Annotated in this window: 24 protein-coding genes; 5 read left to right on the top strand and 19 right to left on the bottom strand. The window is 63.3% G+C overall.

Going from position 1 to position 26,690, the window contains the following annotated elements:
- Positions 1-307: 307 nt before the first annotated feature.
- The 15 genes from HNQ71_RS05440 to HNQ71_RS05370 all read right to left on the bottom strand — a co-directional run bounded on the left by HNQ71_RS05440 (position 308) and on the right by HNQ71_RS05370 (position 16,257).
- The gene (locus HNQ71_RS05440) at positions 308-2,677 is read right to left on the bottom strand and encodes a trimethylamine N-oxide demethylase (RefSeq protein WP_184871517.1); all 2,370 of its coding nucleotides are present in this window, start codon (positions 2,675-2,677) and stop codon (positions 308-310) included.
- A gap of 346 nt (positions 2,678-3,023) precedes the next feature.
- The gene (locus HNQ71_RS05435; protein ID WP_184871516.1) at positions 3,024-3,650 is read right to left on the bottom strand and encodes a sarcosine oxidase subunit gamma family protein; all 627 of its coding nucleotides are present in this window, start codon (positions 3,648-3,650) and stop codon (positions 3,024-3,026) included.
- Complete coding sequence (locus tag HNQ71_RS05430) at positions 3,643-6,624, bottom strand: sarcosine oxidase subunit alpha family protein (protein ID WP_184871515.1); 2,982 nt, start codon at positions 6,622-6,624, stop codon at positions 3,643-3,645. Before HNQ71_RS05430 ends, HNQ71_RS05435 begins: the two co-directional genes overlap by 8 nt.
- A gap of 241 nt (positions 6,625-6,865) precedes the next feature.
- Entirely contained in the window at positions 6,866-7,141 is a 276-nt protein-coding gene (locus HNQ71_RS05425) for a sarcosine oxidase subunit delta (RefSeq protein ID WP_184871514.1), read from the bottom strand.
- 16 nt (positions 7,142-7,157) lie between these two features.
- Positions 7,158-8,411 (bottom strand): sarcosine oxidase subunit beta family protein, encoded by a 1,254-nt coding sequence (locus HNQ71_RS05420; RefSeq protein WP_184871513.1) that lies wholly within the window; start codon positions 8,409-8,411, stop codon positions 7,158-7,160.
- 93 nt (positions 8,412-8,504) lie between these two features.
- Positions 8,505-9,812 (bottom strand): type III glutamate--ammonia ligase, encoded by a 1,308-nt coding sequence (gene glnT, locus HNQ71_RS05415; protein WP_184871512.1) that lies wholly within the window; start codon positions 9,810-9,812, stop codon positions 8,505-8,507.
- A gap of 63 nt (positions 9,813-9,875) precedes the next feature.
- Positions 9,876-11,204, bottom strand: a complete 1,329-nt coding sequence (locus tag HNQ71_RS05410) for an FMN-binding glutamate synthase family protein (RefSeq protein WP_111546931.1) — start codon at positions 11,202-11,204, stop codon at positions 9,876-9,878.
- A gap of 6 nt (positions 11,205-11,210) precedes the next feature.
- Positions 11,211-11,942: a GltB/FmdC/FwdC-like GXGXG domain-containing protein gene (locus HNQ71_RS05405; protein ID WP_184871511.1), complete on the bottom strand. Its 732-nt coding sequence runs from the start codon at positions 11,940-11,942 to the stop codon at positions 11,211-11,213.
- Between the two features lie 4 nt (positions 11,943-11,946).
- Positions 11,947-12,843: a class II glutamine amidotransferase gene (locus HNQ71_RS05400; RefSeq protein WP_184871510.1), complete on the bottom strand. Its 897-nt coding sequence runs from the start codon at positions 12,841-12,843 to the stop codon at positions 11,947-11,949.
- A gap of 85 nt (positions 12,844-12,928) precedes the next feature.
- A complete protein-coding gene (locus HNQ71_RS05395) occupies positions 12,929-13,258 on the bottom strand; it encodes a hypothetical protein (RefSeq protein WP_184871509.1) in 330 nt (109 codons plus the stop codon).
- Positions 13,255-13,944, bottom strand: a complete 690-nt coding sequence (locus HNQ71_RS05390) for a hypothetical protein (protein ID WP_184871508.1) — start codon at positions 13,942-13,944, stop codon at positions 13,255-13,257. The genes HNQ71_RS05395 and HNQ71_RS05390 overlap by 4 nt, the downstream gene beginning before the upstream one ends.
- Before the next feature lie 45 nt (positions 13,945-13,989).
- Positions 13,990-15,384, bottom strand: coding sequence for an APC family permease (locus HNQ71_RS05385; RefSeq protein WP_184871507.1), 1,395 nt, complete (start codon positions 15,382-15,384; stop codon positions 13,990-13,992).
- A 14-nt stretch (positions 15,385-15,398) separates the two neighbouring features.
- Positions 15,399-15,560: a hypothetical protein gene (locus HNQ71_RS05380; RefSeq protein ID WP_095088222.1), complete on the bottom strand. Its 162-nt coding sequence runs from the start codon at positions 15,558-15,560 to the stop codon at positions 15,399-15,401.
- Between the two features lie 28 nt (positions 15,561-15,588).
- Positions 15,589-15,966, bottom strand: coding sequence for a hypothetical protein (locus HNQ71_RS05375; RefSeq protein WP_184871506.1), 378 nt, complete (start codon positions 15,964-15,966; stop codon positions 15,589-15,591).
- A 12-nt stretch (positions 15,967-15,978) separates the two neighbouring features.
- Positions 15,979-16,257 (bottom strand): hypothetical protein, encoded by a 279-nt coding sequence (locus HNQ71_RS05370; RefSeq protein WP_246461200.1) that lies wholly within the window; start codon positions 16,255-16,257, stop codon positions 15,979-15,981.
- 295 nt (positions 16,258-16,552) lie between these two features.
- Here HNQ71_RS05370 and HNQ71_RS05365 point away from each other — a divergent pair, with 295 nt between their 5' ends.
- From HNQ71_RS05365 to HNQ71_RS05350, 4 genes are read left to right on the top strand one after another with little or no spacing between them, the layout of a single operon-like run.
- The gene (locus HNQ71_RS05365) at positions 16,553-17,686 is read left to right on the top strand and encodes an aminomethyl transferase family protein (RefSeq protein WP_184871504.1); all 1,134 of its coding nucleotides are present in this window, start codon (positions 16,553-16,555) and stop codon (positions 17,684-17,686) included.
- A gap of 41 nt (positions 17,687-17,727) precedes the next feature.
- A complete protein-coding gene (locus HNQ71_RS05360; RefSeq protein WP_184871503.1) occupies positions 17,728-18,324 on the top strand; it encodes a dimethylamine monooxygenase subunit DmmA family protein in 597 nt (198 codons plus the stop codon).
- Positions 18,321-19,286, top strand: coding sequence for a PDR/VanB family oxidoreductase (locus tag HNQ71_RS05355; protein WP_184871502.1), 966 nt, complete (start codon positions 18,321-18,323; stop codon positions 19,284-19,286). The genes HNQ71_RS05360 and HNQ71_RS05355 overlap by 4 nt, the downstream gene beginning before the upstream one ends.
- A 9-nt stretch (positions 19,287-19,295) precedes the next feature.
- Entirely contained in the window at positions 19,296-20,336 is a 1,041-nt protein-coding gene (locus HNQ71_RS05350) for a heme-dependent oxidative N-demethylase family protein (protein WP_184871501.1), read from the top strand.
- Here HNQ71_RS05350 and HNQ71_RS05345 read toward each other — a convergent pair.
- On the bottom strand, positions 20,333-21,058 hold the full coding sequence (locus tag HNQ71_RS05345; RefSeq protein ID WP_184871500.1) for a helix-turn-helix domain-containing protein: 726 nt from the start codon (positions 21,056-21,058) through the stop codon (positions 20,333-20,335). The two genes, HNQ71_RS05350 and HNQ71_RS05345, sit on opposite strands and share 4 nt — an antisense overlap.
- A 314-nt stretch (positions 21,059-21,372) precedes the next feature.
- Between HNQ71_RS05345 and HNQ71_RS05340 the strand changes: the two genes are divergently transcribed.
- Entirely contained in the window at positions 21,373-22,731 is a 1,359-nt protein-coding gene (locus HNQ71_RS05340; RefSeq protein ID WP_184871499.1) for an NAD(P)-binding domain-containing protein, read from the top strand.
- A 15-nt stretch (positions 22,732-22,746) separates the two neighbouring features.
- Here HNQ71_RS05340 and HNQ71_RS05335 read toward each other — a convergent pair whose 3' ends face one another.
- From HNQ71_RS05335 to HNQ71_RS05325, 3 genes are read right to left on the bottom strand one after another with little or no spacing between them, the layout of a single operon-like run.
- Positions 22,747-23,553, bottom strand: coding sequence for a hypothetical protein (locus tag HNQ71_RS05335; protein WP_184871498.1), 807 nt, complete (start codon positions 23,551-23,553; stop codon positions 22,747-22,749).
- A gap of 17 nt (positions 23,554-23,570) precedes the next feature.
- On the bottom strand, positions 23,571-25,553 hold the full coding sequence (locus tag HNQ71_RS05330) for an ABC transporter permease (RefSeq protein ID WP_184871497.1): 1,983 nt from the start codon (positions 25,551-25,553) through the stop codon (positions 23,571-23,573).
- Positions 25,550-26,629 (bottom strand): quaternary amine ABC transporter ATP-binding protein, encoded by a 1,080-nt coding sequence (locus HNQ71_RS05325; RefSeq protein ID WP_184871496.1) that lies wholly within the window; start codon positions 26,627-26,629, stop codon positions 25,550-25,552. The genes HNQ71_RS05330 and HNQ71_RS05325 overlap by 4 nt, the downstream gene beginning before the upstream one ends.
- Positions 26,630-26,690: the final 61 nt, after the last annotated feature.

Raw genomic sequence — 26,690 nt, 5'->3', positions numbered from 1 at the left:
TTTCCACTCAGTCGCATTTTTTTCTTAGCAGTGAAGATTGATCCGGCGCGCTTTCACGTCAAGCGTTTTGTGAAACCATGCACATCACGCTTGCGAAACGTGTCTGCTTCGCACTGCTGCGTGGGGAATTGTTCGAAAGAACCAGAGGCCTGAAATGAAAAACCCGCCAGAGGCGGGTCGCGGCGCAAATCAGCACCATGCCCATATCAATAGCATAACTGCCGGCATTTGTCGATCGAAATGCCTAGCCACGGGCGATCGCTCAGACAGCCGGCGCAGCCCTCAATGTCTTGTGAGTGAAGCGCGGTCACGACCGCGGTCTGGTCTTCTGCGGATCGTAATGGGCAAAGGCGACGACGCGGGCCGGCAGCCGCTTGGCATGGCCGTCGAGCTTGCCGATCTCGACCTCGGTACCAATCGCGGCGTGGGTGACGTCGAGCCGCGCCAGCGCGATGGTCTTGTTCAGCACCGGCGAGCGCATGCCCGACGTGACCACGCCGATCTGGGCGCGGCCGACATGCACGCAATCGCCATGGCCGACATCGACATTGGCGTCGATGTCGAGACCGACCAGTTTTGTCTGCGGGTTTTCCTTGCGCCGGATCAGCGCCTCGCGGCCGATGAAATCGTCGGTCTTGCTTTTCAGCGGCACGGTGAAGCCGATGCCGGCCTCGAACGGGTCGGTCTGGTCCGAGAATTCGTAGTCGGCGAAGATCAGTCCGGCCTCGATGCGCACCATGTCCAGCGCCTGCAGCCCCATCGGCTTCAGCCCGTGCGGCTGGCCGGCCTCCCAGATGGCGTCGAACACTTTTTCGGCGTCGCGCGGATGGCACCAGATCTCGTAGCCGAGTTCGCCCGTGTAGCCAGTGCGCGAGACGACGACCGGGATGCCGTTGCCGCCACCGATGCGAGCAACGGCGAAACGGAACCATTCGAGTTCCTCGATCGACGGCTGCAATGGCGAGGTCCAGATCACCTCCCGCAGGATGTCGCGGCTCTTCGGCCCTTGCACGGCGATATTGTGCATCTGGTCGGTCGATGACCGCACCAGCACGTTGAGGCCGAGCTTTTTCGCTGTTTCGCGCAACCATTCGCCGGACAGATCGTCGCCGCCGACCCAGCGGAAATTGTCCTTGCCGAGCCGCAGCAGCGTGCCGTCGTCGATCATGCCGCCGTGTTCGTAGCACATGGCGGAATAGACGACCTGGCCGACGCCAAGCTTCTTGACGTCGCGGGTCAGCGTGTATTGCAACAGCGCTTCCGAGTCCGGCCCAGTGACCTCGAACTTGCGCAGCGGCGACAGATCCATGATCACCGCGTCCTGCCGGCAGGCCCAGTATTCGTCGATGGGGCCCTGCTTGGCGAAGGAATTGGCCAGCCAGTAGCCCCTGTACTCGACGAAGTTGCGGGTGTGCTTGGCGAAGCTCGAATGAAAGGATGTCTCGCGGGTCATTTTCGGTTCCGAATCAGGCGTCATGCGTCTGGCGATCGCTCGCGAGAATTTGTGCTGGCCGGAATAGGTCCGCACATGGATGTCGGTCAGGTTCCAGCCATTGGCCGGCGTCGTGTCGTCAGGGCAGGCTGAAGAAACGCAGACGATGTCGGTCAGCGCCTTGAGCAGCACGTAGTCGCCCGGCCGGGACCACGGCTCGTCCGACACCATGACGCCATGCGCGTCGATCGCCGTATTGAAGAAGAAGTTGATCGCCATCCAGCCGGCACGTGGCGTGACGCCCTTGTCCGACAGCGCGTGATTGAAATTCTCCGAGCAATTGGTGTGGCCGGGATAGCCGATGTCGTCGTAATATTTGGCCGCGCAAGCGAGCGCGAAGGCATCGTGCCGCCCGCATGTGTCCTGTACCACCTCGACGAGCGGCTCCATGTCCTGGTCGTAATATTTCGAATGCAGGCCGGGCATCGGATAGCTCGCGCCCATCAGCGTGCGGGTCGTCGTCACGTCGAGCGGGTGGTCGCGACCCTTGTCAAGCTTGCGTGCCGAAAAGCACTGGAAGTCGGTGCATTGGCGGCCATCGACATCGATGATCTGCAGATAGTCGCCGGCCTTGACGAAATAGGATTCCGCCGTCGCGGAATGGACGCGCAGGTCGAGCACCGGATCGGCGAGCGGGTCGGCCAATTGCGACTTTGCCGCAGGACGGACCGTGGCGCGCCGGACAATGACGGTGAGCGGCGTCGCCGTGTCGTGGCCATCGACCAGCATCGGCCCGCCGGGCGCGGCGATGACCATCGCGCCGTCGCGCACGACATTGAAAGCCTGTTCCGTACCGGCCGGCGTGGTGCCTCCGAAGACGCGTACCGCCTTCGCCTGATCAAGCTGCACCTGCCGGCGCGCAAGCCCGCGACGCAACGCGCCAAGACTGTCGTCACCCTCGGCCAAAAGCGCCTTGATGCCGGCGGCGTTGCTGTTCGATGTTTCGCCAAAAATGCCGGGGTCGGTCACGCCGGCCTTGTCCCATGCCAGCAACTCGCAGGCCTGGCCGCCCTCGACATTGCGTACGGTCAGCGTATCGCCAGCCTCGACTTCGATGAGGACCGCGCCGTTGCCCTGGATGGTATGGCGCTCCATGCCCGGCGGCAGCGCGATCTGGCCGGGCCTCAGGATGAGGCTCGGCCGTGGTGGTCCGGCAGCGACGGCAGGGTAGGGCGACTGGCTCATCTCAGCCTTGCGGTTAGAGAAACAAGTTTGCCTGTGTGTAAAATTACTTTAGCAGGAAGAATAGGCGGCAAGGCCGGATTTGGCAAGACGAACTGACGGCAAGCAATCATTGACAGACTGAAATCTCCGCTCAGCCGTACTCTCAGAGCGTCGGCGCTGCCCCTCATCTGGCTGCCGCCATCTTCTCCCCGTAAACGGGGAGAAGGACGATGTCGTCGCCGGTTTCGCCAATCGCCAGCGTTGCTGAACGAGCGCCGAGGCCGCGGCCAGCTTCTTTCTCCCCGTTTACGGGGAGAAATGCCCGGCAGGGCAATGAGGGGCAGCGCCGAGATCTACAATTGGCGAGCTAGAATTCCTCGGACTGCCCGATGTCTGCACCATACTCAGCCGCCGCATCGAGCATCGTGTGCCAAAGGCTTTCGGCGAAGGTCGCAAACACCAGCAGGTTGAACACGGCCTGCCCATCCGAGCGATCATTACCGCGCCAGAGCGTGACGCTGGTGTGATCGATCGAAGTTGCGGCGGCAGCGCCAATCGGGAATGCCGATGGGTGCAGATCGATCGACGATAGCTTGGCCAGCATGGTGCGGGCCTTTGCCCCGGAAATGCTGACCAGGGCGCGCGCATGCGACTGGTCGGACAGTGAGGCAGGGCTGGACAATGTTAGCGCCAGCGTGTCCATCGTGTGCTTGCCGCCCTTAGACAGGACGAAGAACTGATCCGGCCCGGACCAGATCAGCGTGGCGTCCTGGCTCTGCATCGCCTTGGGCGCATTGGGAGCTGCCACGCCGAAACGGCCTTTAGCTGCGTTGACAAGTTCGGCCGCTTTGCCACGCCGCGCCATCACCTGGATCAGGTCGAAATTGCGGACTTCCGTCAGCGAGACGCCGGCCTCGACGCCGCGTGCGCCATGCGCGCCGGTGACAAGCGCATGCTCCAGCGGACTGCGGGAAGCCCAGGAAAATTCAGCCACGCTGGCGCCCTCCATCCGGATCGTAGAAGACGGGATTGCACAGTTCGACGTCGTAGTCCTCGCCGCGCAACGGATCATGCGCATGGACGATCTCGCCGATGCGTTCGCGGCCGCGCTCGACCAGGCCGAGCCCGATCCACTGGCTAAGCGTCGGCGAGAAGCAGACCGAGGTGACATAGCCCTGGTCGTTGCCCGGTCCGGGTGTCTGCCCCTTCGGAATGATATGCGCACCAGAGCGCAGCCTGCGCGCCTTGTCGACCGGCTTGATGCCGACCACGACCTGACGGTTCGGAGCAACTAGCGCCTCGCGCCCGGCCATGACGCGGCCAATGAAATCCTTTTTGGTCGACATTATCTTGCCGAGACCAAGATCCGCCGCCGTCGTCGTGCCGCTCAGTTCCGGTCCGGCGATGTGACCCTTTTCAACACGCATCACGCCGAGCGCCTCTGTGCCGTAAGGCGTGACGCCCAATGGCGCGCCGGCCAGCATCAGATTGCGTGCCATGGCCTCGCCAAAACGCGCCGGGACGGAAATCTCGAACGCCATCTCGCCGGAGAACGAAATGCGGAACAGCCGCGCCTTGATGCCGCCGCGCAAGCGCACTTCGCGCGCGCCCATGAACGGGAACCCGTCATTGGAAAGGTCCTCCGCAGGATCGACAATCTCCTTGAGCAGGTCACGGGTCTTCGGCCCGGCGATCGAGAACTGCGCCCATTGGTCGGAAACCGAAGTCAGTTGCACGTCGAGTTCGGGGAACAGCACCTGGCGGCAGAACTCGAGATGCTGCATCACCAGCCCGGCCTTGGCCGTGGTGGTGGTCAGGAAATAATGATCCTCAGCCAACCGCGACGTGGTGCCGTCGTCATAGACGATGCCGTCCTCGCGCAGCATCAGCCCATAGCGTGCCTTGCCGACGGCAAGATTGGAGAAGGTGTTGATGTAGACGCGGTCGAGGAAGGCGCCGGCATCCGGACCGTGCACGTCGATCTTCCCGAGCGTCGAGACATCGCAGAAGCCGACGCCGCCGCGCACCGCCTTGACCTCGCGGGTCACCGATTCCAGCCAGTCCTTCTCGCCGGCGCGCGGATACCATTGCGCGCGCTTCCACAGCCCGGTGTCGACGAAAACAGCGCCCTGTTCGGCGGCCCAGTGATGCGACGGCGTCAGCCGCGTGGCATGGAACGTCTCGTCGCGGTGATGGCCGGCAAAGGCACCGATGGCGACGGGCACGTAAGGAGGACGGTAGATTGTCGTGCCGGTCTCGGGAATGGACCGGCCGGTGACCGCCGCCATGATGGCGAGACCGGCGACGTTGGAGGTCTTGCCCTGGTCGGTGGCCATGCCGAGCGTCGTGTAGCGCTTCAGATGCTCGACCGATTCAAAGCCCTCGCGTTGCGCCAGTTCGATGTCGGAGGCGGTGACGTCGTGCTGGTAATCGACAAAGGCCTTGCCCTTGCCGGCGACATGCCAGAGCGGCGTGAGCGAGAACGCCTCGTCCTCGGCGACAGGAGCCGCGCCGGCCTTGCCGCTGTTCCCGGTGTCATGCGCAGCTGCGCCACCCGCGGCAAAGCCATCGGCCAGACAGGCGCCGAGCCCGAAGGCGCCGTTGGCGGCGCCCACGGCAACCATTCCGGGAGGCGCGCCGTCCGGCACGAAGGCGGCGATGTTATCCAGCCATTTCGGCCGGCCGCGATGATAGGAGGTCAGCCCGACAGCCGGGTTCCAACCGCCGGAAACGGCAAGCCCGTCGGCTTCGACCTCGGCGCGCGCCCCGCCGGTGAGTGACACCGCGATTTTCCTGACACCGTCCTTGCCGCCGTCGACGCTGCTGACGGAACCGTGCAGCACGGGGAAGCCACCCTTGGACGCCAGCGAACGGTGGGCGGGTGATACGTCAGGCCGCGCGTCGATGACCGCCGCGATCTGCAATCCGGCACTGAGTGCTGTCTCGACCGTGCGCCAGCCATCCTCATTGTTGGTGAACAGCGCCATGCGTTTCGCCGGCGTTGCCGCATAGCGCGCCACATAGGTCCGCATGGCGGAGGCCATCATCACGCCGGGCGTGTCGTTGCCGACAAAGACGATCGGCCGTTCGATGGCGCCGGCGGCGACCACGCAGCGCCTGGCCACGATCCGCCATAGCCGCTGGCGCACCTGGTGCTCCGGCGGCGAGGGCAGGTGGTCGTTGACGCGCTCGATGGCGCCATAGGTGCCGCCGTCATAGACGCCGAACAGCGTCGTGCGGGCCATGATGCGGACGTCTGGCATTGCCTCGAGTTCGGCCAGCGTCCGTAAAAGCCATTCCGCTGCCGGCAGGCCATCGATCGTGCCGCCATCCGAGAGCAGGCGGCCGCCCAGCGAAAAATCCTCCTCGCACAGGATGACGCGGGCACCACTGCGTCCGGCTGCCAAGGCCGCGGCCAGTCCGGCCGGGCCTGAACCGGCGATCAGCACATCGCAATGCGCCCACGCTTTGTCGTAATGGTCGGGATCGGCAACGCCTGCCGCGCGGCCGAGTCCGGCGGCGCGGCGGATCGCCGGTTCGTAGATCGCTTCCCAGAATTTCGCCGGCCACATGAAGGTCTTGTAGTAGAAGCCGGCGACGAAGATCGGCGCGAACAGCTGGTTGACCGACATCACATCGTGGCGCAGCGATGGCCAGCGGTTCTGGCTGGTGGCCTCGAGCCCCTCATAGAGCTCGGCCGTGGTTGCCTTGGTGTTCGGCTCGCGCCGGGCGCCGGTGCGCAATTCGACCAGCGCGTTGGGCTCTTCCGAGCCAGCGGTGAGGATGCCGCGCGGGCGATGGTATTTGAACGAGCGGCCAACCAGCTTGACGCCATTGGCGATCAGCGCCGAGGCGAGCGTGTCGCCCTGGAAGCCGGAAAAAGTCTTGCCGTCAAAACGAAAATTCAGCGGCGCCGAACGGTCGATAAGGCCGCCGGACGTGAGGCGATGGGATTGGCTGGACGTCACGAGTGCCGGCCTTCCGTGAGTTCGATCAAATGCGAAAGGGTTGCGCTGCCCCTCATCGCCCTGCCGGGCACTTCTCCCCGCATAGTGACGGGGAGAAGGAAGCTGTCACTGAAGATTTCGCCAATCATCGACGTTGCAGAAAGGGCGCCGAGGTCGCGGCCAGCCGCCCTCTCCCCGTCGCTATAGGGGGAGAGGATGCCGGCAGGCAGGTGAGGGGCGGCGCTGACCTGAACAGAAGAATTCATTTCGCGGGCTGCCTAGCCCCGGCGCCCGCCGCCGGCTCAACCGAAGAAATCTCGTGCGTCAGCGTGTTGCGGGCGACCTTCAGCCAGGACCGGCAGCCGCCGCCATGGTACCAGTATTCGCTGGTTTCGCCGGCGACATTGTCGCGCAGATAGACATAGTCGAAGACCTCGTCTTCCGAGGCGCCAGCCGCCGGCCGCACCGGCTTGGCGTCGCCCAGATAGGTGAACTCGCCGAGTTCGCGTTCGCCACAGAAAGGACAGACAATGCGCATGGTTTCCTGTCCGTCCTCAGTGCAGGTTCGGTTGGGCGCCCTGGCCCTTTTCGTCGATCATCGCGCCAGTCCGGAAGCGATCGAGGCGGAACCGTGCGGCTTCTTCGTGCGATTGATCGCGGGCCAGCAGATGGGCAAACACCAAGCCTGATCCCGGCGTCGCCTTGAAGCCGCCATAGCACCAGCCGGCGTTGAGGTAGAGCCCGTCGACCGGCGTCTTGTCGATGATCGGCGAGCCGTCCATCGACATGTCCATGATGCCGCCCCACTGGCGCAGCAGGCGCACGCGGCCGATCATCGGCATCAGCGCCATGCCGCCCTCGCAGACGTCCTCCATCACAGGCATGTTGCCGCGCTGGGCGTAGGAATTGTAGCCGTCGATGTCGCCGCCGAAGACGAGCCCGCCCTTGTCCGACTGGCTGACGTAGAAATGGCCGGCACCGAAGGTCATGACACCGGGGATCAGCGGCTTGATCGCTTCGGAGACGAAGGCCTGCAGCACATGGCTTTCGATGGGCAGGCGCAGGCCCGCCATCGCCGCGACGCGCGAGGAACTGCCGGCGACCGCCATGCCGACCTTGCCGGCGCCGATCTTGCCGCGCGAGGTTTCGACGCCGGTCACCTTGCCGTTGGCGTCGCGGCTAAAGCCTGACACCTGGCAGTTTTGGATGATGTCGACGCCGAGCGCGCTCGCCGCATGAGCATAGCCCCAGACCACCGCATCGTGCCGCGCCGTGCCGCCGCGCCGCTGCAACAGCCCGCCTTGCACGGGAAAGCGCGCATTGTCGAAGTTCAGGAACGGGATCATCTTCTTGACCGCGGCGAGGTCGAGCAGTTCGGCATCGATGCCGTTGATGCGCATGGTGTTGCCGCGCCGCGCATAGGCGTCACGCTGCGCGTCGGAATGATAGAGGTTGATGACGCCGCGCTGGCTGACCATCGTGTTGTAGTTGAGGTCCTGCTCCATCCGCTCCCACAGCTTCATCGACAATTCGTAGAAGCCGGTGTTGCCGGGCAAGCCGTAATTGGAGCGGATGATGGTGGTGTTGCGGCCAGCATTGCCGGAGCCGATCCAGCCCTTTTCGAGCACGGCGACATTCTTGATGCCGTACTCGCTGGCCAGGAACCACGCGGTGGCCAGGCCATGGCCGCCGCCACCGATGATCACCACGTCGTAGCGATCCTTCGGCGTGGCGTCGCGCCAGGTGCGCTGCCAGTTCTTGTGGCCGGACAAGGCGGCGCGCGCCAGCGAGAAGATCGAGTATTTCATCAGTTCATTCCGAGGTCGCTCGCACCGCTGGGGACCTTTCCTAGCGCATCGGATTTGCCCGAAAACCGTTTCACGCTTTTCGGTCCGATGCGCCTAGATATCCAGCGTGTGGTCGCGCTCCCATTGCGTGAAGTGCGAAGCATAGGAATTCCATTCCTGGTGCTTCAGCTTTAGGTAGGCCGACGAGAATTCCTCACCCAGCGCCGCCTTCAGCGATTTGTCCTTGTCGAACTCGCGCAACGCGTCGAGCAGGTTGAGCGGCAGCTTTGGCGCGGCCTTCACGGTATGACCGTGCTGGTACATGTCGATGTCGTAGCGCTTGCCTGGGTCGGCCTTCGAGCGGATGCCGTCGAGGCCGGCGGCGATGATGACAGCCTGCAGAAGATAGGGGTTGGCCGCGCCGTCGGGCAGGCGCAGTTCGAAGCGACCGGGGCCGGGCACGCGCACCATGTGGGTGCGGTTGTTGCCGGTCCAGGTCACCGTGTTCGGCGCCCAGGTCGCGCCCGAAATGGTGCGCGGTGCATTGATGCGCTTGTAGGAATTCACCGTCGGGTTGGTGATCGCGGCAAGCGCGGAAGCATGCTTCATGATGCCGCCGAGGAAATTCTTGCCCTTCGCCGAGAGGCCGAGTTCCATTGCATTGTCGGCGAAGACGTTGGTCTTGCCGGCCTTGTCCCAGACAGAGATATGCGCATGGCAGCCATTGCCGGTCAGCCCCTGGAAGGGTTTCGGCATGAATGTCGCGCGTAAGCCATGCTTTTCCGCGATCGACTTGACCATGAATTTGAAGAAGGAATGCTTGTCGGCGGTGGCGAGCGCATCGTCGAAGGCCCAGTTCATCTCGAACTGGCCGTTGGCATCCTCGTGGTCGTTCTGGTAGGCGCCCCAGCCGAGCGCCAGCATATGGTCGCAGATCTCGGCGATGACATCGTAGCGGCGCATCACCGCCTGCTGGTCGTAGCAGGGCTTCGACGCCGTGTCGTATTCGTCGGAAATCGTCTTGCCGTCCGGCGAGATCAGGAAGAATTCGGCCTCGACGCCGGTCTTGACGTGCATGCCGTCGCTGGCCGCCTCGGCGATCAGCCGCTTCAGCGTGTTGCGCGGCGCCTGGTCGACCTCCTTGTCGTCCATGATGCAATTGGCGGCGACCCAGGCGACTTCCGGCTTCCACGGCAGCTGGATCACCGAATCCGGATCCGGCACCGCCAGCATGTCGGGATGTGCCGGCGTGAGATCGAGCCAGGTGGCGAACCCGGCAAAGCCGGCGCCGTCCTTCTGCATGTCGGCGATGGCCTGCGCCGGCACCAGCTTGGCACGCTGGCCGCCGAACAGGTCGGTGTAGGAAATCATGAAATATTTGACGTTTTTCGCCCTTGCGAATTCTGCAAGATCAGCTGTCACGGAAGTTCCCCATTTTTTGTCGATTGGTGGCCCCAGAGCGTGTGGGCTTCGGCCCTTCGTTGATTAGAAGCCGTTCTTCCCCGGTATCCAGTTGGTGCCGGCCAGCGGCACGCCGGCCATCGCGGCGGCCTCGATCGTCAGCGCGACGAGGTCTTCGGGTTCGAGATTGTGCAGGCTGTTCTTGCCGCACGCGCGGGCGATGGTCTGCGCCTCGAGCGTCATCACCTTCAAATAGTTCGCCAGCCGGCGACCGGCGGCGACCGGGTCGACGCGCTTCATCAGTTCCGGATCCTGCGTGGTGATGCCGGCCGGGTCGCGGCCCTCGTGCCAGTCGTCATAGGCGCCGGCCGTGGTGCCGAGCTCGTTGTACTCGGCCTCCCAGCGCGGGTCGTTGTCGCCGAGCGCGACAAGGGCAGCCGTGCCGATGGAGACCGCATCGACGCCCAGCGCCAGCGCCTTGGCGACATCGGCGCCGTTGCGAATGCCGCCGGAGACGATCAGCTGCACCTTGCGGTGCATACCGAGGTCCTGCAGCGCCTGCACCGCTGGCCTGATGCAGGCGAGCGTCGGCTGGCCGACATTTTCGATGAACACTTCCTGCGTGGCCGCCGTGCCGCCCTGCATGCCGTCGACGACGACGACATCGGCGCCGGCTTTCACGGCAAGCGCCGTATCGTAATAGGGGCGGGCGCCGCCGACCTTGACGTAGATCGGCTTTTCCCAGTCGGTGATTTCCCGCAGTTCGAGGATCTTGATCTCAAGATCGTCGGGCCCGGTCCAGTCGGGATGGCGCGAGGCCGAGCGCTGGTCGATGCCCTTGGGCAGGGTGCGCATTTCGGCGACCCGGTCGGAAATCTTCTGGCCTAGCAGCATGCCGCCGCCGCCGGGCTTGGCGCCCTGGCCGACGACGACCTCGATCGCATCGGCCCGGCGCAGGTCGCGCAGGTTCATGCCGTAGCGCGACGGCAGGTATTGGTAGACCAGCGTCTTCGAATGGCCGCGCTCTTCCTCGGTCATGCCGCCATCGCCCGTCGTGGTCGAGGTGCCCGACAGGGTCGCGCCGCGTCCGAGCGCTTCCTTGGCCGGGCCGGACAGCGAGCCGAAGCTCATGCCGGCGATGGTGATCGGGATCTTCAGTTCGATCGGCTTCTTGGCGTGGCGAGAGCCCAGCACGACGCTGGTGTCGCAGCGCTCGCGATAGCCTTCGAGCGGATAGCGCGAGATCGAAGCGCCGAGGAACAGCAGGTCATCGAAATGCGGCAGCTTGCGCTTGGCGCCGGCGCCACGGATATCGTAGATGCCGGTCGCCGCGGCGCGGCGGATTTCAGAAAGCGTGTAGTCGTCGAAGGTCGCGGATTTGCGCGGCGTCGTCGGCGGGTTCCTGTAGGTCATGCTGCCTCAATACGCGTCGGCGTTGTCGATATTGAAATTGTAGAGCGTGCGCGCCGAACCGTAGCGCTTGAACTCTGCCGCCTTGACGCCGGTCACGCCGGCGCGGTCGAGCAGGCCTTGCAGCAACTCCAGGTGTTCGGGCCGCATCTCCTTGGCGATGCAGTCGGCGCCGAGGCTGTCGACCTTGCCGCGCACGAACAGCCGCGCCTCGTAGATGGAATCGCCCAGCGCGTCGCCGGCATCGCCCAGCACCACCAGATTGCCGGACTGCGCCATGAAGGCCGACATGTGGCCGATATTGCCGTGCACGACGATGTCGATGCCCTTCATCGAAATGCCGCAACGCGACGAGGCATTGCCTTCGATGACCAGCAGGCCACCCTTGCCGGTGGCGCCGGCATACTGGCTGGCATCGCCCTTCACGGTGATCGAACCAGACATCATGTTCTCGCCGACGCCGGGCCCGGCCGAGCCATGCACAGTGATGGCGCTGCCGGAATTCATGCCGCCGCAGTAGTACCCGACGCTGCCGCGCACATCGATGGTGATCGGCTGATCGACGCCGACGGCGACCGAATGATTGCCTTTCGGGTTGAGCACTTCCCACGCCGTCTCGTTCGAGCCGGCAGCCAGATTGTGCAGCGCCTGGTTGAGCTCGCGCAGCGACATCTGATCGAGGTCGAAGACCCGAGAGGCTTGGTCGTGCACGACAGTCTCTGAAAGCTTGGTTGCCGGCATGAACTCAATGCTCCCAGAAATAGACGGTTGCGGGCTCGGGTTCCCAGACCCTCGCATTGTCTATGCCGGGCAGTTTGGTCAGCGCGCGATATTCCGAGCCGAAGGCGACATACTGGTCGGTCTCGGCCATCACGGCGGGCTTGCAGGCGATCGGATCGCGCACCACGCCAAAGCCGTTCTTGGTGCCGACGACGAAAGTGAAGAAGCCGTCGAGGTCGCTCAGTGTGCCCTCCAGCGCTTCGCCGAGATTCTTGCCATGCGCCATCTGCGAGGAGAGATAGGCGGCCGCGACCTCGGTGTCGTTCTCGGTCTCGAAAGTCATGCCTTCGCGGATCAATTCGCGGCGGACATTGTTGTGGTTGGACAGCGACCCATTGTGCACCAGGCACTGGTCGGCGCCGGTCGAGAACGGATGCGCGCCCATCGTCGTCACCGCCGATTCCGTCGCCATGCGGGTATGGCCGATGCCATGCGTGCCGGTCATGCTGCGGACATCGAAGCGATCGACCACCGCCTCCGGCAGGCCGACCTCCTTGTAGATCTCGACCACGTCGCCGACGCCCATGATGCGGATGTCGGGGCGCAGCGTCTGGATCGCCTCGCGCGCTTCGTCGATCTTGGCTGGCTTGGCCCTGACGACCGCATGGGTCGATTTGACGGTGATCGTCACCGGCGTGCCGATGGCCTTGGCGAGTTCGGCCTCGAGGCCGCGGAAATCGCGTTCCGGCTTGGCCGACTGGATGGTGATCTTGGCCTCATTCTTCGAAGGCGCGCCATAGATGGCGATGCCGGCGCTGTCCGGCCCCCGATCGCTCAGCGAGATCAGCATCTGCGACAGCATCGAGCCGAGCTGGGGTTCCAGCGACTTGTCCTTCAAAAACAGTCCGACAATTCCACACATGTCAGCCTCCCGGTGTTTGCAGCTCTGAGATGATGTACCGAATGAGTCTCCCGAATTCAATCGTATGAAAAAAATATTCCTCTAGTTACGTATGCGTCTCGATGCCGCTCTGCGCGCCATCGTTGGCTCGCTGGGCATTGTGAACCCATTTGGCGGTGCGGATGCGGCCTATTCTGTAGGCGTCGAGGATCGACAGCGCATAGATCAGGAAGCCGCCGGCATGACGGCCGACGAAGCTGGCGTCTGGTGGTGCGATCTTGGCGGTGACCCATGCCAGGATCACCATGAAGAAAAGAAATTGCAGGCCGCGCACCGGCACGCCGAGAATGACGTGTCCGCTTGCCGGCAGCACGATTGCCGCGCCGAGAACCAGGTAGGGATTGGGAGGAACTGGGGCTGCCAGGGAATTGCTCATGCGGCCTGCCGTTCGCTTTTGTTGATGGCATCGCGAAGCGTCGAGATCGACACCAGCAGTCTCTCGATCAGCGCTGGATCGAGTGTGGCGCCGCCAAAATCGGCTTGCCGGAAAACGCCGTAGCGTGCGCGTTCGGCCTCGGCCAGCAGCCAGACGATGCGTATGCCCTTGGGCGTGATCAGCAATTCCTTGGCGCGCCCTTCGGAGAAGATCTCGACATGGCTGGCGATGATACCTTGGGGAAAACGCGCGCCCCTGCGGTCGGTGCGCAGCACTGCCTCGGCCGGAAATCCTGGAGCCTTGGGCAGCGTATGGTCGAGATGATCGAAATTGGAGAACGTCGTCGGCGAACCCGGCCGCATCATCATGTCGAAGGGGCCGGGCACCGACACCGGCTCGGTGATCGAGACGCTCAGCCAGCGCGCCGGAAGTTTTCGTGTTGCCAGCGTATCGACGATCGTGCGCACCTGCACGCGCCGGCCGTTCCAGGAACCTTCCCAGGTGATGACACCGGCGGTGCCATCCGAAACATTGGCTGCGTCGGCAATGACGGTGCGAACGCTGGCATGGTCGATGGCGAGCGCCACTGACGCCCTGTTGCGGCTGGCGCGCGCCTGCCAGGCAAGGTGAAGGACGAGGGCGAGGACAATTGCCCCGGCAAAGAGTGCTGACGTCACCTCGGACATTTTGTCATGCCAGGCCCGTCCAGGATCCGGACGGGCCTACTCCCATCAATAACCCTGCGGCTTCGGCCACGGCATGGTGAACTGATCGCCGCGCCGCACGAATTTGTAGCGGTAGAAATGGAACCATAGCGAGATCAGGAAATAGAAGGCGACCATGGCGATCAGCTGCGAGCCGAAGCCGAGGAAGATGGCGAAGAAGGTCACCACGCACAGGCAGAACAGCACGATCGCCGGCAGCGGATGGAACGGATGCGTATAGCCGCGGCGGATCGAGCCGAGCGGCCATTTCTTCCTGAACATGACGATGTTGATGCTCATGAACGTGTATTGTAGCACGCCCGACAGGATCGAGAAGGTGATCGCCTGGTTGAGGTCGGCGATGAAGGCGAAGGCAAGCGCGATCGGCAACAGGAACAGGATCGAGCGATAGGGCGTGCGATATTTCGGATGCACGGCCGAGAACCAGGTCGGCAGATAGCGGTCGCGGCCGAGCGAGAACCATGCGCGCGCCGCGTCGTTGATGCAGCCATTGGCGGAGGCAAGTGCTGCAAGCAGCGTGGCGATGAACAAGAGGTTCTCGAGCAACGGGCTGCCGGTCAGCTTGCCGGCGTCCCACAGCGGGTAATAGGTGATGCCTAGATATTCCCAGGGCATCATCGAGGCGCAGACATACCAGGTCATGGCGGCGGCGATCAGAAGCGTGATCATGCCGGCCATCGTGCCATAGGGCAGCGAGCGGGCCGGCGAGCGCACTTCCTCGGCCGCCTGCGTGGTGCCCTCGATGCCGAGATAGTACCAGATGCCGAACTGGAAGGCGGCGATGACGCCGATCCAGCCATAGGGCAGGGCATTGTCGGGCGTGACCAGTTCGTTGAGTTTCAGCACGGCGCCCTGCGTCCACGGGCTGACCGAGAAAAACAGGACGACGATCGAGATATAGGCGATTGCGGTGATGACGAAGTTGACATTCAGCGTCATCAGCACGCCGCGATAGTTCAGCCATGCCAGCACGACGATGGTGGCGGCGATGAAGGAATTGTGGGTGAGCCCTTCGACGCCCGCCTTGGCGACGATGGTGTCGCCGAGCAGGATGGCGTCGGACACTTCGAGCATGGTGTAGGCAAAGACCAGGAACAGCGCGACATTGAAGGCCATCAGCGGCCCGACAATGTGCTTGGCCTGCGCATACTGGCCGCCGGCGGCGGCGACGGTCGACGTCACCTCGGAATCGATCATCGCGACCGAGGTGTAGAGCAATCCGACGACCCAGCAGACGATCAGCGCGGCAAGCGCTCCGCCCTTGTCGGCGGCGAAATTCCAGCCGGTGAATTCGCCGACCAGCACGATGCCGACGCCGAGCGCCCAGACATGGGCCGGGCCGAGCACGCGCAGCAGTGAAACCCTGTCCCCGTGGACTGTCGGTTCAAGTGTGATCGTCATTGTTCAATCCCCACTCAGATCCGGTGTTTTTCGGAAACGGCTTCCAATTCGCCTTCGCGCGACGAGGTCAGCACCTCTTCGGAGAAGGTCGTGTCGACCTTGAACCAGTCGTAGAGCATCCACAGGGCAAGCACGATCGAGATGCCCCAGCATGCGTAAGAGAGTGCCATCCACATGATCGTGTCCCCCGATTGTTCGTGGAAACTACTTGTCGTCGAACTTTTCGTTGATGACGTCGCGATATTCGCGGTCGGAGGCGCGGAACAGGAAGACGAAATAGCCGATCAGCACCGCGGCCATGATGATCAGCGTCGGCCAGTCGATAACATAGTGGAAGCGGTTCTGGATGATGTCGTGCGCGGTCTCGGGCGTGTAGCCGAGCTTTTCCCAGATCGAGGCCATGGTCGGGTTCTGGCCAAGCGCTTCCCATGTCTTGGCGTCGAGCGCGTCGATGGATTTCGCCGCACCGGCGAGGCCCATCTTGAGCGGCAGCCACAGCGCCACGAAAATGGCGACCACGACGACGACGATATCGAAAATCTGCCCGGCCTTGTTTTGCTCCGGCGGCGTGTAGCGCGACATCTCTTCTACCCCTCAGGACTTGCGGTTGCGGAACGCGTCGGCGTTCTTGATATCGAGCCCGTAGATGAAGTTCTTGTCTTCCTTGTAGTGATTGACCATCGCCAGGATTGCCGCGGTGTTGAAGATCAGCACGGCGGCGGCCGCGGCGGCGACGACCACCCTGATCCCCATGTTGGGGATGTACGGCCACGTCATGAGGAGGACGAAGAGGATCGTCGCCCACAGGCAGACGATCAGGAGCGCGGATCCGCGCACGTCGGAACGGTACAGCGCTTCAATGCGCTGCTGCATGTCTGACATCGGCTTTCCCCTTTTCCGACGCGAGGTTCCGAATCCACCGCGCGCCGCCCTCTTTCAACAGAGTGAAATTTTTTTCATAAATTCCGTCTGATTTCCGCGATTGTCAAGCCGATTTTACGTTGGGTTAACTGTTTGCTTCGCGCAACGGATTTTGCCTGACAATGAAATTAATTGCTTATGGGTATTGCGGCGCTCGAATGTTTGCGGTCAATATTCGGCCAACGCCCCCGCCGCTGCGCAGGGGGCAGGGAACAGCAAAAGATTTTTCGAAACGGAGGACGAGCGGATGACGGCATCCTGGAGATTTTCGACCCTGGCGGATCGCCATCGCGCCCTTGGTTCGAAGCTCGAAGACTGGAGCGGCATGGGGACTGCCTGGACCTACGACAAGGACGCCGACGAAGAGTACGTCGCCATCCGCACCAAGGCCGGGCTGATGGATGTTTCGGGCCTCAAGAAGGTCCACATCACCGGGCCACACGCCTCGCATCTGATCGATCTGGCCACCACGCGCGACGTCGAGAAGATCTATCCCGGCAAGTCGGCCTATGCCTGCATGCTGAACGAGGCTGGAAAATTCACCGACGACTGCATCCTCTACCGCACCGGGCCGAACGCCTGGATGGTCGTGCACGGTTCCGGAACCGGCCATGAGGAGTTGCAGCGCGCTTCCGTCGGGCGTGACGTCTCCTTGCGCTTCGACGACAATCTGCACGACCTGTCGCTGCAGGGCCCGACCGCTGTCGACTATCTGGCCAAGCATGTGCCTGGCATTCGCGATCTCAACTATTTCCATCACATGCAGACGCAGCTGTTCGGCTTTCCGGTGATGATTTCACGCACCGGCTACACCGGCGAACGCGGCTATGAGATCTTCTGCCGTGGCCAGGATGCCGGCGCGATCTGGGATCGGATTCTCGACGAGGGCAAGAGCGCCGGCATCATTCCGTGCCGCTTCACCACGCTCGACATGCTGCGCGTCGAGAGCTACCTCTTGTTCTATCCCTACGACAATTCGCAGAAATACCCGTTCGAAAATGAAGGCCCTGGCGACACGCTGTGGGAGCTCGGCCTCGACTTCACCGTCAGCCCCGGCAAGACTGGCTTCCGTGGCGCCGAGGAGCACTACCGCCTCAAGGGCAAGGAGCGTTTCAAGATTTATGGCGTTCTGCTCGACGGCAAGGAGCCGGCCGACGAGGGCGCGCCGGTCTATCGCGACGGCAAAAAGGTCGGCGTGGTGACCTGCGCCATGTATTCGCCGCTGGTCAAGAAATCGATGGGCATCGCCCGGCTCGACGTCGACTGCGCGGTCAAGGACACCAAGCTCGAGATCCGCAACAAAAGCGGTTCGTTCAAGGCGACGGCGCAGCCGCTCCCCTTCGACGATCCCAAGAAGACTAAGCGCACGGCGAAAGGTTGAGGCATAATCAACAGCGAGGGGTTCGAGGCACGAAGATTTAAATGGCAGCCAAAAGCATCATCAGCCGGCCGGTTTACGGAACGCTGTCTCCACAGCCCGGCAAGCACCATCTTTTCGTTGCGGATGCGGAGGGCGCGCTGGCGGTTGCGGAGATGGCCGAGCGGACTCCGCCAGGGTTTTTCGACGGCGCCGAAATCGTCTTCATTCCCGGCCCGGACGGCAAACACGCTGCCGCACTCGAAGCGCTGAAGCCGGCGCAGTTTCACCAGGCGCCGTCCTTTGCCAGCCTGCAGCCGCGGCTCAGGCAGACGCTGGCCAATGCGCATATGGGCCTACGCCTCTATCTCTCCGGCACCGAAGGCCTGATCGGCCAGGCGATGCAGGCCGCCCTTGAAGCTGGCATCGATCACACCTCGATCCAGACCGAGCATCGCGGCTCACTGGCGCGGCGCATGCAGTGCGTACACTGCAAGGGCATCACCGAAAACGTGACCACGCAGCCTGCGACCTGCGCGCATTGCGGCTTGCTGCTCCTGGTGCGCGATCACTACTCCAGGCGCATCGCGGCGTTCCAGGGTGTCTGCATCAACGCCGAGGATCGCAGCGAGATTCCTCCAACGGAGGAGATTTTTCGATGAGCACCGGAACGACAAAACTCGATGTCGTGGTCAGCGATGTCGTCCCGGTCAATGACCTGGTCACCCGCTTCCATTTCCGACGACGCGACGGCCAGCTGTTGCCGACCTTTTCCGGCGGCGCCCATGTCGTGGTCGAGATGCGCGACGGCGAGCGCACCCGGCTCAATCCCTATTCGCTGATGGGCTCGCCGCTCGACACGCGCGAATACACGATCAGCGTGCGCCGCGACGATGTCGGCCGCGGTGGCTCGCTGTTCATGCACAGGAATGTCAGGCCCGGCCATGAAATGGTGGTCAGTTATCCTGTCAATCTGTTCTCGCTCGACCTGCGCGCCAAGAAGCACCTGATGCTGGCCGGCGGCATCGGCATCACGCCGTTCATGGCGCAGACGGCGCAGCTGGCGGCGGAAGGCGGCAATTTCGAACTGCACTACACCTGCCGCACCGCCTCGCTCGGCACTTACGCCGATCTGCTGCGCGAGCGCTACGATCGCCGGGTCAGGCTCTATCACGACGACCTCGACGAGCGCATCGAGCTCGACCGGCTGTTGTCGTCGCAGCCGCTCGGCACGCATCTCTATGTCTGCGGCCCTGGCGGCATGATCAACTGGGTGCGTGAGCGCGCCGCCACTCTGGGCTGGCCGTCGGAGACCGTGCATTTCGAGCATTTCGCGGCACCTCAGCCCGGGCTGCCGTTCGACGTGACGCTTGCCGTGACTGGCAAGACGATCAGGGTCGACGAACAGCAGAGCCTGCTCGAAGCGATCGAGGCGGCCGGCGTCGATCCGCCCTATCTCTGCCGCGGCGGCGTCTGCGGCCAGTGCGAAACCAATGTCATCTCGTATGACGGCAAGTTCATCCACAACGACCACTGGCTGGGCGAGGAAGACCACCGCTCGGGCTGCAAGATCATGCCGTGCGTGTCGCGCTTCGAGGGCCGGTCGCTGGTGCTGGAAAGATAGGAGGCGAGCTTGGGAATCACCTTTCGCAAGGAAACGTTCCGCGACGATTTCACCTTCAGGAACAGCCCGGAGCACATCCGGCGCTTCCCGTTCCCGTTCCACGAAGACGCCTACATGTATGCGGTCAACATCGAGCCGCATGTCGTCGGCCCCAAGGGCAGCGTGCTGGAAAACCTGATCGACGTCGACGAGCACTATGTCGCCGAGATGCAGGACCGTGCGTTGGTGCTGGCCGAGGATCCGCTGCGCTGCCAGTCGCTGCCGCACATGACGCTGGCCGGCTGGGACCTGCTGGAGCTCCTGATGGAGCAGCAGGCGCTGGGCTATCCCGAGCATTTCACGCTGACCCGCGACGGCGATCGCTGGCGCTGGATAAACCGGCCGCTCGGCATCGACGATACCTTCACGTTCGGCGACACCTCGACGCTGCCCTACGGGCCGATGGAATACATCACCCGGCAGAGCCAGGGCGATTTCTGCATCCTCGACCAGCGCGACGGCAATCTGTGGATGGATGCCGGCATGGTCACCACCCAGGCCGACTGGTCGCTCGATTTCGACATCGGCATGAACTTCTTCGAGTGGCACGCGCCGGTGCCGCTGGCGCATGAAAAGGGGATTTTCACCCGCGCGCTGAAATTCCTCACCAACATCCAGCAAGGCAAGCCGGCGCGACGCCTGAACTGGACGATGACCATCAATCCGCGCCTCGATACCAGCCCGGAAAACTATCACAAATGGGGCCCGGACCGGACTACCGTGACGCCGCAGAATGTCGGCGACAAGGTGCATCTGCGCGTCGAGTTGCAGAGCTTCTGGCGGCTGCCGCGCTCGAACGGCATCGTCTTTCCGATCCGCTGCTACCTGATCAAGATGGACGAACTGGTGACGCAGCCGAAATGGGCAAGGCGGCTGCACCGCGTCATCCGCGACCTGCCGGACGAACTCGCCAATTACAAGGGCCTGACGCGCTATCGCCCGACGCTGGTCGAGTGGCTGTCGAAGCTCGACGACGGCAGCCCGACATCGCCGGGATTTGGGCCGGACTAACCAGCGCTGTTCTGCGGATAGCAGATGATCGAGAGGTAGCGCATCGGCAGCTGTGTCAGCTGTTCGGGCCCGTGCGGCGCGTCTGCGTCGAAGAACAGGCTGTCGCCGGGCTTCATCGGATAGAGGTTGCTGCCGTGCCGGTAAACGACCTCGCCTTCGAGCATATAGAGAAACTCCATGCCCTCATGCTGGAAGGTCGGGAACACGTCCGAATCCTCGGTCAGGGTGATCAAATAGGGTTCGACGACGACGCCGCTGGTGTTGGAGCCGATATGTCCGAGCAGATTGTACTGGTGGCCGGCGCGCGTGCCGCGACGCTCGACGTCGAGCCCTTCGCCGGCCTTGACGAAGACGGCGCTGCGCTCCTCCTCGAAGCGGCGGAAGAAGGCGGTGACCGGAACGCCGAGCGCCCGCGACAGCGCCTGCAAGGTGGTCAGCGACGGCGAGGTGATGCCGTTCTCGATCTTCGACAACATGCCCAGGGAAATGTCGGTGGCGACCGCCAGATCGGCGACGGTGATGCCGAGCTTCTTGCGGAATGCCCGCACCTCGCGCCCGATCGCCACCTCCAGCACTTTTTCGCGGGTGTCGCGAATGGCGTGCGGGTTCTGCGTCAGCGGCGCCCGGATGGTCTTGCCGTCCGAAGAAACCTTGGGCAGCGGCTTGGTCTTTGCGCCGGCAGGGCCGGCACCGGGCTTCGGATCGGAAATCTTGTTCGTCATGTCGCCCCCGGACTCCGCGGATTTATTTCACTCTAGGTGAACATGTCAGGTGCCGATACATGAGCGCAACCGCGACGGCAAGTCGCTTGAAGGCGCATGCACCCGATCCCGTGTTTGGTCGCGCGAGGTTTTGCGCGAAATCCTCACAACCGAAACGCTGTTTCGGCACAGGAACTGTTGACAGCACGAAAGGGCCAATTACTGTCCTGTGAGTGAAATTTGTTTCGTAAGAGCAATTCCAGGAAAAGCGCGAAACGGTTTTCCGTCCGGAATTGCGTCAAGACATAAGTCGAAATCAGATCGGGAGGCCTGCAATGAAAAGTCGCGTTGCCGTCATCGGAGCCGGGCCGTCCGGCCTGGCACAGCTCAGGGCCTTCAAGTCGGCCGCCGACAAGGGCGCCGACATTCCAGAGATCGTCTGCTTCGAGAAGCAGTCCGACTGGGGCGGCCTGTGGAACTACACCTGGCGCACCGGCCTCGACGAGCATGGCGATCCCGTGCACGGCTCGATGTACCGCTACCTCTGGTCGAACGGACCGAAGGAATGCCTGGAATTCGCCGATTACACCTTCGAGGAGCATTTCGGCCGGCCGATCGGCTCCTATCCGCCGCGCGCCGTGCTGTGGGATTACATCAAGGGCCGCGTCGAAAAATCAGGCGTGCGCAAATGGGTGCGCTTCAACAGCCCGGTGCGCATGGTGACCTTCTCGGAGACGACGAAGAAATTCACCGTCACCGCGCATGACCGCACCAACGACATCACCTATTCGGAAGAGTTCGACAACGTCGTCGTCGCTTCCGGGCACTTCTCGGTGCCGAACGTGCCTTATTTCGAAGGGTTTTCGACCTTCAACGGCCGCATCCTGCACAGCCATGATTTCCGCGATGCGATGGAATTCAAGGGCAAGGACATTCTGATCATCGGCCGCTCCTATTCGGCCGAGGACATCGGTTCGCAGTGCTACAAATACGGCGCCAAATCGATCACCTCCAGCTATCGCTCGAAGCCGATGGGTTTCAAATGGCCGGAGAACTGGAAAGAGGTGCCGCTGCTGCAGAAGGTCGTCGGCAAGACCGCCCATTTCAAGGACGGCAGCACCAAGGATGTCGATGCCATCATCCTGTGCACCGGCTATCTCCATTCCTTCCCTTTCCTCACCGAGGAACTGAAGCTCAAGACCGCCAACCGCATGTGGCCGGACGGGCTCTATGAGGGCGTCGTCTGGGAGAAGAACCCGAAGCTGTCCTTCATCGGCATGCAGGATCAGTTCTACACCTTCAACATGTTCGACGCGCAGGCCTGGTTCGCGCGCGACGTCATCATGGGCCGCATCAAATTGCCGTCGGCCGAAGCGATGGCCGCGCATGGCGCCAAGTGGCGGGCACGCGAGGAAACGCTGGAAGACGCCGAGCAGATGATCTGGTTCCAGGGCGACTACACCAAGGAATTGATGGACCAGACCGACTATCCCGGCTTCGACGTCGAGGCGGTCAACAAGACCTTCATGGAGTGGGAGCACCACAAGGGCGAAGACATCATGAGCTTTCGCGACCACGCCTATCGCTCACTGATGACCGGCACCATGGCGCCGTTGCACCACACGCCCTGGCTGCAGGCGCTGGACGATTCGATGGAGAGCTATCTCGAGGTGAAGGGCGTCGCGGCGGAGTAGCAAGACGCGCCGGCTTCAATCGAGCGGATAATCGGGCGGAGCGTCGGTCTCCGTCACCTTGACCGATAGCACGTCGCTGGGGTTGGCAAAGTCGGGGCCATCGCCGCGCACTGCCAGCGTGTCGGCCATCAGCAGGAACGTCATGGCGTCGAGGGCAGGTCCGCCCGGCTCTTCGGGCCATGCGAAGATGCCGTCGGCGTTGGCCCCGAATTTCACGTCGTGGCAGACAAATTCGATCTCGACCTTCCAGCATCGCAGCGGCCTGATATCGCCCGGCGGTGGGTGCGGCGGGTCGGGAAGCTCGAAATGGTTGGCGACAAGGATTTTGGTCGGCATCGCCGGCGTGATGCCCTTGCGATTGAAGGCGGCGATGGCGTCGTCACGGAACCGGTCGAGCAGGCCTTGCCCCGACAGCCTGTACGGCTCGCGGAAAAACCCTCCGGCCCAGACCGACTCGTCATTGTCGTTGGAGATCAGCAGAGTGGCGCGGAAGCGGCGCAGCTTTGGCGCGAGAGCCTGCCAGTCGCTTTCGGCAGGCGTCGCCGGCGTTGCGATGAACGCGTCGAGAAGATCGCTGCCGCGCACCGGATTGTTCAACACCGAGCAGTCTTCGCCATAGAGGTGCCAGAGTTGGCGCAGCTCGGCGGCCGTGATGCCGGGCTTGCGCAGTTCTTCCACCGAGGCGCGAACCCGAGCAATGGCGTAGGCCGTCGCCGCCTCCAGCGTGCCGAAGCCCGGAACGAGAAGTTCGCCGTCCGGCTCGCCGGTTCTGGCCATGTCGAAAACGAGGACGGTAAAGGGCGGTTCGCCTGGCTCAGACATTCGGCACCGACCACGCCCTAACCCAGCCTTGCCCGCGCCTTCGCCGTCCAGGCGTTGAACAGCCGGTCGGCGACGATGCCGATGAAGGCGATGGCGAGGCCGGCGACGATGCCGCGGCCGGAATCGGCCTTGGACAGCGCGATGAACACTTCCTGGCCAAGGTCGCGGGTGCCGACCATGGCGCAGATGATGATCATCGCCAGCGCCATCAGGATCGTCTGGTTGACGCCCAGCATGATTTCCGGCAGCGCCAGCGGCAGCTGCACGCGAAAGAAGGTCTGGCGCGGCGTGCAGCCGGATACCTTCGCAGCTTCGATTAGCGCCGGCGGCACCTGCCTGATGCCGTGATTGGTGTAGCGGATGGCCGGCACCACGGCGAAGGCGACGGTGGCGATCATCGCGGTGACGTCGCCGACCCGGAACAGCATCACCACGGGGATGATGAAGCAGAAGGACGGCAGCACCTGCAGCGTGTCGATGATCGGCGTGACGATCTTTTCGAAGCGGTCGCTGCGTGAGGCCATCAGGCCAATGGGGATGCCGATCATGCATGCGATAAAGGCCGAGATGCCGCAGAGATAGACCGTCGCCATGGTCTTTTCCCACAGCCCGGTGACCGCGCAGAAGGCCGTCAACGCGGCGACCAGCGCCGCGAGCCGCAGGCCGGAGAGCTGATAGCCGGCAAGGCCGAGCAGGAACACCGCGCCCAGCCACGGAAAGCCTTCGCAGAAGGCGCGCAGCGGGTTCAGCACGTTGAGGATCAATGCCACGCGAAAGGCCTCGATCGTGTCGAAGAAGTTGATGGTGATCCAGCTCACCGCTGCCTTCCAAAGCGGCGCGGTGGTGAAGGTGATCGCTTTCGGCACCGCCGCGAAGGCCGGCACGAACAGGCCAAGCAGCGTGGTCACGACAAGGATGGCGATCGCCAGGGTCAGATTGGGGTAGCGCCGCCAGAAGCTCGGGCTATTCTCACGATGAACATGGCCCTTTGCCTGCTTGTGCGCGATCGCCTGGCTCAGCCGGTCGAGTGCGATCGCCAGCGCGACGATGGCGAGACCGGCTTCCATCGCCTCGCCGACCTTCAGCGCGCGCAACGCCAAAAGCACGTCGTAGCCGAGACCGCCGGCGCCGATCATCGAAGCGATGATCACCATGTTCAGCGCTAGCATGATCACCTGGTTGACACCGACCATCAGCGTCGGCCGCGCCGAGGGCAAAAGCACCCGCCACAGTTTCTGACGCGCCGTGCAGCCGGCCATCTCGCTGAAATCGTCGATTTCGGATGGCACCCGCGACAGGCCCAGCATCGTCGCCCGCACCATCGGCGGCGTGGCGAAAATGGCGGTCGCGATCATCGCCGAAACCGGGCTGTTGCCGAACAGGAGCAGCATCGGGATGAGATAGGCGAAGGTCGGGATCGTCTGCATCAGGTCAAGGGCAGGGGAGACGATGAGCCTTTCCGCCCATGGCTTGCGCCACGCCCAGATGCCCGCGAACAGGCCGGTGATGATGCAGAACGGCACGGCGATGGAGATCAGCGCCAGCGTCAGCATGGCGCTGGTCCACTGACCGAACAGCGCGATGTAGAGGAAACAGCCTCCGACCAGCATGCCGAGGTTCCGACCACCGGCGGCATGTCCGGCAAGGAAGGCGGCGGCGCAGACGCCGACCCAGGACAGGCGCGGCAAGACATAGGCGTCGGCGCCGTGACCGATCTTGAAGTTCTTGGCCAGCAGGTTGAGCGCGAAGTCGAGCGGCACGCCCAGCACCGCGGTGATCGAGCGCGTCAGCCAGGACAGGTTCGACTTGATCCAGCCCATCAACGCGCCGACCCAGTCGGCGACCGGGACGATCGCGCTGGCCGGATAATTGACGGCCCAGGGCAAGCTGTCCTGCAGCAGGAACACGACAAGCACGCCGGCAAGCGCCGAGGCCCAGACGATCAGCCAGATCTGAACCGGACGCGCCCTTGCCTCGCTGGCACCAGCCGTCACCGTCATGCGCCGGCCCTCGAACGATCGATGCCAGCCAGCAGGTCGATCACCGCTTGCGGCGTCACCTCGCCGATCGGCTTGCCGGTGCCGTTGACCACCGCGAACGGCTTGCCGGCCGAGATGATGCTGGCCGAAAAGCTCGCGATCTTGACATCCGGCGCAACCGTGCCGCCATGCTCGGCGCCGTCGCAGGCACGCATCAGGCTGCGCGCCGAGATCACCTTGGCACGGTCGACGTCGCGGGTGAATTCGGCGACATAGTCGGTCGCCGGGTTGACCACCAATTCCTCCGGCGTGCCGATCTGGATGACCTCGCCATCCTTCATGATGGCGATGCGGTCGGCCAGCCGGATCGCTTCGTCGAAATCATGGGTGATGAAGACGATGGTCTTGTGCAGCATGGTCTGCAGCCGCATCAACTCGTCCTGCATCTCGCGGCGGATCAATGGATCGAGCGCCGAGAACGGCTCGTCGAGAAACCAGATTTCCGGTTTGGTCGCCAGGCTGCGGGCGATGCCGACGCGCTGCTGCTGGCCGCCGGAAAGCTCGCGCGGGTAGAAGTGTTCGCGGCCGCGCAGGCCGACAAGTTCGATGACCTCGCGCGCCCGCGCTTCGCGTGTCGCCCGGTCCTGCCCCTGGATGCTGAGCGGGAAGGCGATGTTTTCCAGCACGTTGAGATGTGGCAAGAGCGCAAAATTCTGGAACACCATCCCCATCCGGTGGCGCCGCAATTCAATCAGTGCCGCATCCGAGATTTTCAGCAGATCTTTGCCCTCGAATTCGACCTTGCCGTGGGTCGGCTCGACCAGCCGCGACATGCAGCGCACCAGTGTCGACTTGCCGGAGCCTGAAAGGCCCATGATGATGAAGATCTCGCCCTGGCGGATCTCGAGATCGACTGCCCGCACGGCCCCGACCAGCCCGGCAGCAGTGACGTCAGCCATGCTGGCCTTGCCATCGCGCTCGCGGATGAAATTGGCCGCGTTCGCTCCGAACAATTTCCAGACATTGCGGCAGGCGAGCTTTATCGGACGGGCATCCTTGCCCGGCTGTGTCGGTGCCTGTTCAGTCCTATCCGTCATCCAATCGTCCTTCTGGAACATCAGGAATCGAGACCCGGCTGATCAGCAGCCGGGCCTCATT

Origin of the sequence: Mesorhizobium sangaii (assembly GCF_014207355.1) — a bacterium.
GTDB classification, from domain to species: domain Bacteria; phylum Pseudomonadota; class Alphaproteobacteria; order Rhizobiales; family Rhizobiaceae; genus Mesorhizobium; species Mesorhizobium sangaii.
This window is presented reverse-complemented; position numbering and strand designations above follow the sequence as displayed.

Coding starts and splice junctions, on each gene's coding strand:
- HNQ71_RS05355 (WP_184871502.1), top strand. CDS start 18,321: ATGAGCACCGGAACGACAAAACTCGATGTCGTGGTCAGCGATGTCGTC.
- HNQ71_RS05385 (WP_184871507.1), bottom strand. CDS start 15,384: ATGACGATCACACTTGAACCGACAGTCCACGGGGACAGGGTTTCACTG.
- HNQ71_RS05340 (WP_184871499.1), top strand. CDS start 21,373: ATGAAAAGTCGCGTTGCCGTCATCGGAGCCGGGCCGTCCGGCCTGGCA.
- HNQ71_RS05440 (WP_184871517.1), bottom strand. CDS start 2,677: ATGAGCCAGTCGCCCTACCCTGCCGTCGCTGCCGGACCACCACGGCCG.
- HNQ71_RS05380 (WP_095088222.1), bottom strand. CDS start 15,560: ATGTGGATGGCACTCTCTTACGCATGCTGGGGCATCTCGATCGTGCTT.
- HNQ71_RS05325 (WP_184871496.1), bottom strand. CDS start 26,629: ATGACGGATAGGACTGAACAGGCACCGACACAGCCGGGCAAGGATGCC.
- HNQ71_RS05360 (WP_184871503.1), top strand. CDS start 17,728: ATGGCAGCCAAAAGCATCATCAGCCGGCCGGTTTACGGAACGCTGTCT.
- HNQ71_RS05400 (WP_184871510.1), bottom strand. CDS start 12,843: ATGTGTGGAATTGTCGGACTGTTTTTGAAGGACAAGTCGCTGGAACCC.
- HNQ71_RS05335 (WP_184871498.1), bottom strand. CDS start 23,553: ATGTCTGAGCCAGGCGAACCGCCCTTTACCGTCCTCGTTTTCGACATG.
- HNQ71_RS05375 (WP_184871506.1), bottom strand. CDS start 15,966: ATGTCGCGCTACACGCCGCCGGAGCAAAACAAGGCCGGGCAGATTTTC.
- HNQ71_RS05420 (WP_184871513.1), bottom strand. CDS start 8,411: ATGAAATACTCGATCTTCTCGCTGGCGCGCGCCGCCTTGTCCGGCCAC.
- HNQ71_RS05390 (WP_184871508.1), bottom strand. CDS start 13,944: ATGTCCGAGGTGACGTCAGCACTCTTTGCCGGGGCAATTGTCCTCGCC.
- HNQ71_RS05425 (WP_184871514.1), bottom strand. CDS start 7,141: ATGCGCATTGTCTGTCCTTTCTGTGGCGAACGCGAACTCGGCGAGTTC.
- HNQ71_RS05410 (WP_111546931.1), bottom strand. CDS start 11,204: ATGACCTACAGGAACCCGCCGACGACGCCGCGCAAATCCGCGACCTTC.
- HNQ71_RS05395 (WP_184871509.1), bottom strand. CDS start 13,258: ATGAGCAATTCCCTGGCAGCCCCAGTTCCTCCCAATCCCTACCTGGTT.
- HNQ71_RS05365 (WP_184871504.1), top strand. CDS start 16,553: ATGACGGCATCCTGGAGATTTTCGACCCTGGCGGATCGCCATCGCGCC.
- HNQ71_RS05330 (WP_184871497.1), bottom strand. CDS start 25,553: ATGACGGTGACGGCTGGTGCCAGCGAGGCAAGGGCGCGTCCGGTTCAG.
- HNQ71_RS05370 (WP_246461200.1), bottom strand. CDS start 16,257: ATGCAGCAGCGCATTGAAGCGCTGTACCGTTCCGACGTGCGCGGATCC.
- HNQ71_RS05405 (WP_184871511.1), bottom strand. CDS start 11,942: ATGCCGGCAACCAAGCTTTCAGAGACTGTCGTGCACGACCAAGCCTCT.
- HNQ71_RS05345 (WP_184871500.1), bottom strand. CDS start 21,058: ATGACGAACAAGATTTCCGATCCGAAGCCCGGTGCCGGCCCTGCCGGC.